Below are 9616 nucleotides of genomic sequence, written 5' to 3' on the forward strand. Positions count from 1 at the left end.
GGGCGGGCCCGCCGTCCGCACGGGGGTCGGACGGCGGGCCGTACGGCGGGCCGTCCGGTGTCGGGTCCCGGGTCAGCCGATCCGCACCGTGACGACGCGGCCCGAGGCCTCGGTGACGAACAGCTCGCGGCGCCCGTCATGGTCGCCGAACGCACGCGGCACCCGGACGCTCGTCGGCATCCGCAGCCCGTCCACCAGGACGCAGGACCGTCCGGTCGCCGGATCCACCTTGATCAGCTCGCCGCTCCGAAAGGCCGCGACCACCAGGTCGCCGCCGAAGAGGGTGAGGTCGTCGAGGAACTTGCCGTCCAGAACGGTGTGGCTGAGCCGGGTCACGGCGGTGTGCCGCGCCGGGTCGGCCAGGGGGACGCGGACGACCGGGGACCGGCCGTCGACGAGGACGCTCACGTAGAGCTGATCGCCGGCGATCTCCAGGCCGTTGGCGCCGAAGACGTCCGCCTTCCGCGTCCACTCCTCGTCCCGGGTGCCGTCCGGCCGGACCTTGAGGATGCCGGTGGCCAGCTCGCGGCTGAGGTAGAAATTGCCGGCGGAGTCGATGGCGAGGCCGTTGATCCTGGGCGTTCCGCCGAAGACCTTCTCGGCGCGGGGCTCGGCGGCGGCCGGGTCGAAGCGCATGACACCGCCGTCCCGCGCCAGCGGGTTCACGCCGAAGTTGACGTACATCATCCCGTCCGGGCCCCGCCGGATCGCGCCGGGCCCGGGCACGGGGAAGGACGCCTTCAGCGTCCCGTCGGGGGCGTACCCCTCGACACGGTTGCTGACGATGTGCGCGACCCAGAGCGTGCCGCGCCCGTCGAACTCCAGGTTCTCCCGCCAGTCCAGCACCGGCACGCCGCCGTCCCGGAAGACGGTCACGTCCGTCCGTTCCCCGCACCGCCCGGGAGCGGTGGCCGCGCTCGCCGCTCCCTGACCGCCGACGGCCAGCGCGGCCACCAGACTTCCGACGGTCACCATTGAACGCATCGATAAACGCATGCGCCCCGTTGTACCGGCCGCTCCGGCCCACCCGGAAATCGATTAGGCGGAATCAGACGGTCCTGCGATCATCACGTGGCTCGAATCCGGCCACTCAAGGAGCAGGTACACACCCGCGTGGACATGACGACGACCTTCCAGCTGACCCAGCGCGAACTGCTGTCGGCCACCCGCAGGAGCGGGATCATGATCCCGGCGTACGGCGCCATCGCCGTCGGGATCACGCTGAGCGCCCTCTTCGGATCGGCGGGGACGAGGGTCGTCCCCACGGTGGTGACCTGCGTCCTGGGCGTGGTGGCCGTCGAGTACGGCATCCGGCGGTCCATCAAGCGGAGCGCGTCGCTCATCGACACCCCGTGGACGGTGCGGATCACCGAGCGGGGTCTGGGCCTGACGACCGGCGTCAGCCACTCGGAGATCGACTGGTCCGCGTACGCGCGCGTCACGTCCAAGGCAGGCTTCTGGTACCTGCGCCAGCCCAACAAGGCGGCGGTGATCCTCCCGCAGCGCGCCTTCACCGAGGCCCAGCGGGCGGAGCTGACCGCGTTCTTCGCGGCCCGCTTCCCCACGGGCAAGCGGGCCGGCTGACCGTGCCGGAGCGGTGTCGTGGGGCTAGTAACGCGGCAGGTTCTCCGTGGAGACGGTCCAATCGCCGATCGTGACGTCCTCCCCGTAGACGAAGTCCTTCCGGATCGCGTAGCGAGGACCGGACGGGGTCCGGTGGATGCCGGAGAGGACGGCCCCCTCGCCCTTGCGAGGGTCGAAGATCGCGTACACCGGGATTCCGAGCAGGGGGTAGTCCCGCGTCTTGCCCACCCAGTCGTTGTCCGGGTTGGACCGGGAGACGACCTCGATGGCGGCGAGGACGGTGCGCGGGTCGAAGGACCCTTCGCCCTCCATGTCTTCTTCCCGGATCACCATGACGTCCGGGTGACGCATGACGCCCTCGTTTACGTCCTCGACATCGGGCTTCCCGGTGGGAGCCGCCAAGCCGTCCGGCATGACCTTCTCCAGCCGACGGCTGATGCGGAACGCTGTCAGCTCGTGCGGCTTCCCGGGCGACATCATGTCGTGAACGATCCCTTCCCTCGTGATCTCCAGTTTGCCGGGCACGCTCTCCTGCATCTGCTCGACGACGTCTCGCATCGCCTGGTAGTGGAGAGCGTCAAGCCCTGCGTGGTCCGGGGCGATCGTCACGGCGCTCGCTCCTCTCTGCTGCGGCCTTGCGGTCCGGCTGGAGACACCGGAATCATGCTAGCGATGTCATGCTGAGATCATCGCCCGGTGATACCCAGCACCACCAGCACCACCACAGCCCGCTTCTCCGGCGACTTCGAGGCCCATCTCACCGTGCGCGCCGAGGGGCCCGCGACCGTGGACGCGCTCGAACGGTACGCGGCCGCCCATGACATGAAGTGCGCGCACATCGTGCTGGACCGGGGCCGGACGCCCAGTCAGCCGATGCTCACCCTGCGCGGCTCCGGGCGGCTGCCCGTGGTGCGGAAGGCGGTGGAGGACGCGGCGCGCGGGGTGCGGGGGGCCGGGTTCGCGGTCGTCCGGACGAAGATCGAGGCGACCCCGTGGGCGGAGGGCGTGCCCGGCACCGACGCGGAGGCGGCGGACCTCGGGGCGCGGTACTACTTCGAGCACCACGTGAAGCTCCTGCTCGCCCCCGGCACGGACACCTCCGCCCTTACGGTGCTCGCCGAGGCCCACGGCGCGCACCTGTCGCGCAACGCCCGCCGGGTACGGGCGGACGGCCGCACCGAGCGGTTCGTCACCCAGCGGTGCCGCCTGGTGGGCCGGCCGACGGCGGAGCGACGGCTGGACGCGCTGCTGACGGCCCTGCGGGACGCCGGGTACGAGATGGCCTCCAGCGAACGGGAGTTCGTCGTCCACGACAGTGACGAGTCGGTCGACGACGGCTGGATCAGCGAGCAGGGCACCGGGCAGAGCATCGAGCGGAGCACCGAGGACGTGAACGCGTGACGACGACACCGTGGGAGAAGTTCCCGTACGGACCGTGGGCGGCGACGACGGTCGTCCCCCAGCTCCCGCCCGACGAAGACACCCGGCGGAAGCAGGACCTGCCGGCGACGCTGCGCCCGGTGCCCGGCGAGGGTGTCGTGCAGCATCCCGTGTACGACCCGGCGGCCAACCACCACCTCCTGGGCATGCGGCTGAGCGAGCCCCGGTTCGCGGACCCGGACAGGGGCGAGGCCTGGTTCGCGGCCCGGCGCCATGCCCTGGACCACGTGCTCGCGGCGATCGCGGGCTCCCCGTGGGCCGAGCACCTGGTGCTGCGCGGCAGCGTGCTGCTCAAGGCGTGGTTCGGCGACGCGGCCCGCGAGCCCGGCGACCTGGACTTCGTCGTCGTCCCCGACACCTGGCTGCTGGCGGACGACCGCACGGACGCCCTGCTCGACGGCATCGCCCGCGCCGCCGAGGCCGTCTCGCGCGCGTCCGGCGGTCCCGTCCGCATCGACGCGGCGGGCGCGGTCAGCGATGAGATCTGGACCTACGACCGGGTGCCGGGACGCCGGCTCGTCCTGCCCTGGACGGCGGTGGCGGACGATGTTCCTCCAGGCACGGTCCAGCTCGACTTCGTCTTCAACGAGACGCTGCCCGCCCCGCCCGTGCGCACCGGGATCCCGCCCCTCGCAGACGGCCAGGGCGGACGACACTCCGTGGCCCTCATGGCGGCGAGCCCGGAACTCTCGCTCGTGTGGAAGGTCCTGTGGCTGGTGAGCGACATGCACCCCGAGGCCAAGGACCTCTACGACGCGGTCCTCCTCGCGGAGAGCGTGACCGTGCCGTACGAGCTGCTGGACCGCGTCCTCTCGGCGGCGGGGGAGTGGTCCGACCTCCCCTCCGTCCTCCGCGAGGCGGGCGAGGTCGACTGGCCCGAGTTCGAGAAGGACCACCCGCACGACACGGAGACCGGCGGCGGCTACCTGCTGCGCCTCGTCGTCGCCCTGTCCCGGGGCTATGTGCCGGACGAGGACAGCGCGTACGCCCGGCTGGCCGTCGCCTTCGAGGACGTCACGGGGATCCTGCGCGAGGAGCACGCGGCGGGCGGCATGGAGGCCGTCGAGTCGTGGTTCGCCCAGCGCGTGGTGTCCACCATCTGCGCCGTGATCACCGTGCGCGAGCTGCTGGGCCGCTCGGAGTGCACCCTGCGCGAGGCGGCGGACGTGGTCGTCTCCCTCCGCGACCGGCGCCACGGTCGCCACGGTGACGAGGACCGCCCGGCCGTCACCCCGTACCACGGCGATCCGCGCGAGATCGCGGCGCGGCTGGAGGCGATGGGGTAACCGGGCCCTCGCCCGGGCCCGTCGTCGGGCCCGGGCGAGTGGGGGCCTACGGGGTCCTACGGGGTCCTACGAGGCCCTACGGCTGGACGGCGCCCACCGGGGAGCACTCGCGTTCCCGGTGCTCGGGGATGGCCCCGCAGATCGTCACCGAGTCCGGGGTGTCCCCGGCCACCGCCAGCATCCGGGTGTAGGTGTCCGTGCCCACCCGGATCGTGGCCTCCTGCTCCAGCCCCCGCTTGTCCTTGATCGTCACGGAGTCGCCGACCGTGCCGTTCTCGATCCGCCCCCACACGGCCTGGCAGACGGCGCTGTAGCGCAGCTGGATGTGCAGCCCGCGCAGCCATGTGTGGCGGACCGAGGTCGCGTCCCAGTGGCAGTCCATCGCCTGCGGCTCCCTGCCCACGCAACTGTCGGCCGAACAGCCGGGCTTGACGCCGCCGGCGGCCGGGCCGACGGCGGCGGGGCCGGTGGCCTTGGCGGCCGCCCCTGCCGTGCCGTCCCCGTCCTTCGCCTCGTCCATCCCGATGGCGACGACCGTCAGCAGACTGCCCACCAGCGCTCCGGCCGCCACGAAGCCGGTGGCGCGCAGGGAGCGCCGCCAGACCGGCACGGCCGAGACTGTCGCGTCCGCGTCCGCGCCCGCCCCCGCGCCCTTCACCGGAACCGTCGGCTCCACGGCCTCCACCGGTTCCACGGCCTCCACCGGATCCGCTGCCGGACGCTGTTCCCGCTCGGCCGCGTCCAGCAGCGCGAGCAGCGTGCCCGGGTCCTCCTCACCCGAGGCCGTCGCGAACTGTTCCACCGCCACCCTGGTCGGCAGCTGCTTGCCGTTGAGGAACCTCTCCCACGACGAGCGGCTGTAGTGGGTCCGCTCGGCCAGCCTGCCGTAGCTCAGCCGGGACGCCGCCTTCAGCCGCCGCATCTCCGCCGCCAGCAGCTCTCTTGGGGACTGCTTGTCGTCCGCCGTTCCCCCGTCGCGCTTCATCACTTGTTCCCCCTTTGGTCCTGCGATGCTCCGCAGCCCCATGATGAAACGCGATCACTTGGTGATCAAACAGGTGAAGGGGTGTCGGACTCATGTCCGGCACCCCCTCACCGTGTGAGCGGCTTGGTTCGGTTCAGGTCGGGTCGGGTTGGGTCAGTTCAGGAACGTCACGTCCCAGTGGCTGCCCTCGTTCGCGTAGATGTTGCCGGACGGGGCGGTGTACAGCGCGGCGCCGTCCCCGCGCGTCCCGGTGTGCGTGAACGTTCCGGTGATGTGGCCGGTGAGGCAGCCGGACATCGCGAAGTCCAGCTTGTAGCCGTTGCCGTGGCTGTACGTGCCGGCGGCGTGCCCGGTCTCGGTGCCGCCGGTGATGGCCAGCGCGCAGCCGCCGACGGCCCGCTTCAGGGCGACGGCGCCGTCGGCCGAGGCGCGGCGGAGGCCGTCGAAGGAGGTGCAGCCGCTGCTGTTGCGGTTGGAGCAGCCGCCGGAGGACGACCAGGTGATCCCGGCGGCCGAGAACATCGCGGCGGCCTGCGAGTGGGTCAGCGTGCCGCTGCCGGAGCCGTCACCGGAACCGCTGCCGGAGCCGCCGGAGAGGAGCGCCTCCCAGGTGGCCGGGCCGGCGATCCCGTCGACCGGGTTCAGGCCCTTCGACTGCTGGAAGCCGCGGACCTTGGCGTCGGTCCCGGCGCCGAAGGCGCCGTCCACGGCGAGCCCGGCGCCGTGCGCGTTGAGCTGGGTCTGGAGGGCCTTGACGGCCGCGCCGTTGTCGCCCTGGCGGACGGTGACGATCAGCTTGGGCCAGGTGGCCGGGCCGACGATGCCGTCCGCCGGGTTCAGGCCGTTGGCGCTCTGGAAGGCCTGGACCTTGCCCGCGGTGCCCGGGCCGAAGGCGCCGTCGGCGTCGGTCGCGTAGCCGCGGGCGGTCAGCAGGTACTGCACCGTGGTGACGTCGGTGCCCTTGTCGCCGTTCTTGACGACGGGCCAGCCCGACGCGGCCTGCGCGGCCGGCACGTACACCAGGGTCGCCAGCAGCGCGGCGAACACCGCGGCCACCATGGCCGGGACGCGTCTCATCACTGTCTCTCTCATCCTCGTCTCGCTCGTCTCGTTCGTCTCGCGGAATCGTTACTGCTCATGCGGTGGGGGCGGGGCGTCAGACGACCAGCCGGCTCCAGGTACGGGCGTCCACCACACCGTCGGCGGGCAGCGACCGGGTGCTCTGGAACCTCGTCACGGCGGCCTGGGTGCCGGGGCCGAACGCCCCGTCCACGTCCACGGGGACGCCGTGCGCCGTCAGCTGGCCCTGCACGGCCTTGACGGCCTCGCCGGAGTCGCCGCGCCGGACGGGCCCGACGAGCTGGTTCCACGTCTGGTTCCCGGCGACGCCGTCGACGGTCGCGTTGACCAGCTTCTGGAACTCCCGCACCGCCGTGTCGGTGGCCGGGCCGAACGCGCCGTCCACCGTCAGGGACTTGCCGCGCTGGACCAGCAGGTACTGGAGGGTGCGCACGGTCTCGCCGTTGGCGCCGTTGCTCAGCATGGGCCACTTCGGGGACGTGGGGTCGCCGCCGACACGGGCCGCCACGTCGGAGCGCAGCTTCGGCAGCAGCGCGTAGAGGCGGTCGCCGGGGCACTCGGTGGCGAGGAAGTCGCGGTGGCCGTAGATCTGGTAGGCGGGTATGCGGTACTGGCCGCATATGTACACGCACAGGTCGACGAGCGTCGCGTAGTGGGTGTCGCGCGGCTCGACGGAGCTGTAGATGCCCTCGTTCTCGATGCCGATGGCGACGGTGTTCTGCCCGACGCAGTGCGCCGACTCCACCTGCCGCGTGCCGCCGCGCAGGGCGGCGATGCTGCCGTGCCGGCCCTCCATGACGTAGGAGCCACGGCTGATGGTGAAGTGCTGGCCGGTGTCGATCCAGTGGCGCTCGTCCATCTGGTCGTTCTGCATGATGTGGGCGAGGTTGAAGGCTTGCGCCCGGGAGTAGTCCGTGGTGTTGGGGGTGTCCGTGTGATGGACGATGATCTTCTGCGGCGGAGTGGCGAGGACCTTGACGGGGCTGCTGGCCGGGCGGGCGCCCCAGGTCGCGGTGTCCAGGATGGTGGGCCCGTCCGCCGCGCGCGCCTGCCCCGTCGCGGCCAGCGGCAGGACGACGGCCCCCGCCCCGATCGCCAGCGCCCCGCCGAGCACGGCACGTCTGGGGAGGAAGTGCGACTGCGCACCGGTCGTCGTCATGTCGTGGAGTCCTTCGTGATGAGGGAAAGCGGACGGGGCGGCGTGCGCGTGGCTCAGGTGGGGATGACGTCGTAGCAGCCCTGGGCGGAGTCGTGCTCGTAGTGGACGAGCACCTCCAACATCACGCGGCCGGTGGAGTGCCCGACGATGCCGTCCACGTCGAGCTTGTCGCCGTGCATGTCGGTGTAGGTCCGCTGGAACTTCCGCACGGCGTCCTCGGTCCGCGCGCCCCAGATCCCGTCGGTCTTGAGCCCGGCGTGCACGGTGGAGGCGTTGAGCGCGAGCTGGACGCAGCGGACGCCGGCGCCCCGGTCGCCGTAGGCGATCTCGTCGACGGTGGTCGTGGCGCCGGCGGTACCGGCCAGCGTGACCAGGGCGGCCGCGGTGGTCGCGGTGACCACGGCGGCGCGCTTGACCCGGTGGAGGTTGAACATGGGGATCTCCCGTAGCGGAAACGATTCGGCCCGGGTGTCGGACCGACGTTCATCACGCTAGGAGCGCTTGACCGTGTCCCGCCAACGTTTGGCGTCCCAGGGACGGCCCGGGCGGCGGGACGGGTGGCGGGACGGGACAGGTGCCGGGGAGGACGTACGGGACTCCGGCCGGAAACGGCGACGCCCCCACCGGACCGAAGTCCGTGGGGGCGCCTTCCCGGGACGGCGGGAACCGGGTGTCTCAGCGGCGGGCGTCGGCACGAGCCCGCAGGGCGAACATCAGCGGGATCCTCGGCTGGTCTTCCGGCAGCCGCCACCACCCGCATTCGTCCCGCACCATGGAGGGGAACCGCTGCCAGGGCAGCAGATCGGTCTCCCGCAGGAGGTCCACGGTCAGCCCCACGCCGGTGAGGGCGGTGACGACCTCGCCGATCCCGTGCCGCCACTCGAAGCTCGTCGTCGCCTCGTCCAGGGGCGGGCCGTCGGTGTAGGTGTGGGGGTTGTCGTTGCGGATCGGGCCGCGTCCGCCCAGGTAGTCGTGGGCGAGCAGCAGCTCGCGCTCCCCGGGGCGGGCCACCGGGCCGAGCGAGTCGAGCAGCGGATGGAACTCCACCACGTACAGCACGCCGCCCGGGCGCAGCAGATCGCGGACCACCTCCGCCCAGGCGGCCAGGTCCGGCAGGTAGCACAAGGCGCCCTTGCCGGTGTAGACCACGTCGAACCGCCGCCCGCCGAGCGCCTCGACGGCCCGGTGGACATCGGCCCGGACGAACTCCACGTCGCGGCCCGACTCCTCCGCGAGGCGCCGCGCGTGTGCCACGGCCTCCCCGGAGAAGTCCAGCCCGACCGTGCGGTCCGCGCCCCGGCCGGGGAACGCCTGGGTCTCGGTGCCCAGATGGCACTGGAGGTGCAGCACCTGCCGCCCCGACAGTTCGCCCAGGTCCTCCCACTCGAAGGGGGCGAACCAGTCCTCGGGGGAGCGGGAGCCGTCCAGTCCGTAGAAGGCGCTGGCCACGTGCACGGGGGTACGGGCGTCCCAGTTGCGCCGGTTGGCGCGCAGCATCTCGTCCTCGGTCGTCATGGGACCGTTCTACCGCTCGATCCGCACGCCCGCCGCGACGCGGCTTGAAGAAACGATGAAGGCGGGCTCGAGGTTCGCTGGGGTTCTAGTGACAAAACCGGTATGCGTGCTCTTCGATGTGCGTGATTGCCGCTGCGGCAGTCGTAACCCCTCCCTTACAGGAAGTGATCGCATGCTGCGCGCGTTACGTGCCCTCGGCCTCGCCGTTCTCACGGCCGGCCTGACCCTCACCGCCGCCCCGGCCGCGACCGCCGCCCCGGCCGCCGCCCACGTGCCCGGCGCCCCCGCGGCCGAGCGGCCGCTCACGCCCATCGGCGGTGGCACCGGCATCATCTTCCGGATCGTCCCCACCCCGGAGGAGCGCCAGGGCTTCTTCGTCTGCACCCTCACCGCCGTCGGCCGTGACGACGCGGGCAATCTGGTCGGCCTGACCAACGCCCACTGCTTCATCGACGAGAAGGGCAACAAGCTCGTCGGCGAGAAGGTCTACCGGGACACCTCCCCCGCCGGCACCGCGGCCGCCCCCGCCGACCTCAACGCCAGCCGCCCCGACCTGGAGACCGGCCC

General features: G+C 72.2%; 9 protein-coding genes and 3 pseudogenes. 4 read left to right on the forward strand and 8 right to left on the reverse strand.

From position 1 onward, the window contains the following. Window positions 1-72: 72 nt before the first annotated feature. Window positions 73-975, reverse strand: coding sequence for an SMP-30/gluconolactonase/LRE family protein (locus K6I33_RS25625; protein WP_229356893.1), 903 nt, complete (start codon window positions 973-975; stop codon window positions 73-75). A gap of 144 nt (window positions 976-1119) precedes the next feature. Here K6I33_RS25625 and K6I33_RS25630 point away from each other — a divergent pair, with 144 nt between their 5' ends. Next, window positions 1120-1584: a YcxB family protein gene (locus K6I33_RS25630; RefSeq protein ID WP_229356894.1), complete on the forward strand. Its 465-nt coding sequence runs from the start codon at window positions 1120-1122 to the stop codon at window positions 1582-1584. Window positions 1585-1608: 24 nt separating this feature from the next. Here K6I33_RS25630 and K6I33_RS25635 read toward each other — a convergent pair whose 3' ends face one another. Beyond that, entirely contained in the window at window positions 1609-2193 is a 585-nt protein-coding gene (locus tag K6I33_RS25635) for a Uma2 family endonuclease (protein WP_229356895.1), read from the reverse strand. Window positions 2194-2280: 87 nt separating this feature from the next. Here K6I33_RS25635 and K6I33_RS25640 point away from each other — a divergent pair, with 87 nt between their 5' ends. Next, window positions 2281-2985, forward strand: coding sequence for a hypothetical protein (locus K6I33_RS25640; RefSeq protein ID WP_229356896.1), 705 nt, complete (start codon window positions 2281-2283; stop codon window positions 2983-2985). Further along, complete coding sequence (locus K6I33_RS25645) at window positions 2982-4310, forward strand: nucleotidyl transferase AbiEii/AbiGii toxin family protein (RefSeq protein WP_229356897.1); 1329 nt, start codon at window positions 2982-2984, stop codon at window positions 4308-4310. Before K6I33_RS25640 ends, K6I33_RS25645 begins: the two co-directional genes overlap by 4 nt. A 76-nt stretch (window positions 4311-4386) precedes the next feature. Here the strand turns inward: K6I33_RS25645 and K6I33_RS25650 are convergent, their stop codons facing one another. The 6 genes and pseudogenes from K6I33_RS25650 to K6I33_RS25670 form a co-directional block, all read right to left on the reverse strand. Beyond that, window positions 4387-5295 (reverse strand): XRE family transcriptional regulator, encoded by a 909-nt coding sequence (locus K6I33_RS25650; RefSeq protein ID WP_275126770.1) that lies wholly within the window; start codon window positions 5293-5295, stop codon window positions 4387-4389. A 153-nt stretch (window positions 5296-5448) separates the two neighbouring features. Beyond that, a pseudogene (locus K6I33_RS36410) lies at window positions 5449-5886 on the reverse strand (peptidoglycan-binding protein); the annotation flags it as partial. A 66-nt stretch (window positions 5887-5952) separates the two neighbouring features. Further along, a pseudogene (locus K6I33_RS36415) lies at window positions 5953-6387 on the reverse strand (peptidoglycan-binding protein); the annotation flags it as partial. Between the two features lie 64 nt (window positions 6388-6451). Then, window positions 6452-7534, reverse strand: coding sequence for an N-acetylmuramoyl-L-alanine amidase (locus tag K6I33_RS25660; protein ID WP_229356899.1), 1083 nt, complete (start codon window positions 7532-7534; stop codon window positions 6452-6454). Between the two features lie 53 nt (window positions 7535-7587). Continuing rightward, window positions 7588-7968, reverse strand: a complete 381-nt coding sequence (locus tag K6I33_RS25665) for a peptidoglycan-binding protein (protein WP_229356900.1) — start codon at window positions 7966-7968, stop codon at window positions 7588-7590. 241 nt (window positions 7969-8209) lie between these two features. Next, on the reverse strand, window positions 8210-9049 hold the full coding sequence (locus K6I33_RS25670; protein ID WP_229356901.1) for a class I SAM-dependent methyltransferase: 840 nt from the start codon (window positions 9047-9049) through the stop codon (window positions 8210-8212). A 172-nt stretch (window positions 9050-9221) separates the two neighbouring features. On the opposite strand from K6I33_RS25670, the pseudogene K6I33_RS25675 reads away from it, so the two are divergent. After that, a pseudogene (locus tag K6I33_RS25675) lies at window positions 9222-9616 on the forward strand (hypothetical protein); the annotation flags it as partial.

The sequence above is a fragment of the Streptomyces sp. UNOB3_S3 genome (genome assembly GCF_020740895.1).
In the GTDB taxonomy this organism is placed as follows: Bacteria; Actinomycetota; Actinomycetes; order Streptomycetales; family Streptomycetaceae; genus Streptomyces.

Coding starts and splice junctions, on each gene's coding strand:
- K6I33_RS25650 (WP_275126770.1), bottom strand. CDS start 5,295: ATGAAGCGCGACGGGGGAACGGCGGACGACAAGCAGTCCCCAAGAGAG.
- K6I33_RS25670 (WP_229356901.1), bottom strand. CDS start 9,049: ATGACGACCGAGGACGAGATGCTGCGCGCCAACCGGCGCAACTGGGAC.
- K6I33_RS25630 (WP_229356894.1), top strand. CDS start 1,120: ATGACGACGACCTTCCAGCTGACCCAGCGCGAACTGCTGTCGGCCACC.
- K6I33_RS25665 (WP_229356900.1), bottom strand. CDS start 7,968: ATGTTCAACCTCCACCGGGTCAAGCGCGCCGCCGTGGTCACCGCGACC.
- K6I33_RS25625 (WP_229356893.1), bottom strand. CDS start 975: ATGGTGACCGTCGGAAGTCTGGTGGCCGCGCTGGCCGTCGGCGGTCAG.
- K6I33_RS25660 (WP_229356899.1), bottom strand. CDS start 7,534: ATGACGACGACCGGTGCGCAGTCGCACTTCCTCCCCAGACGTGCCGTG.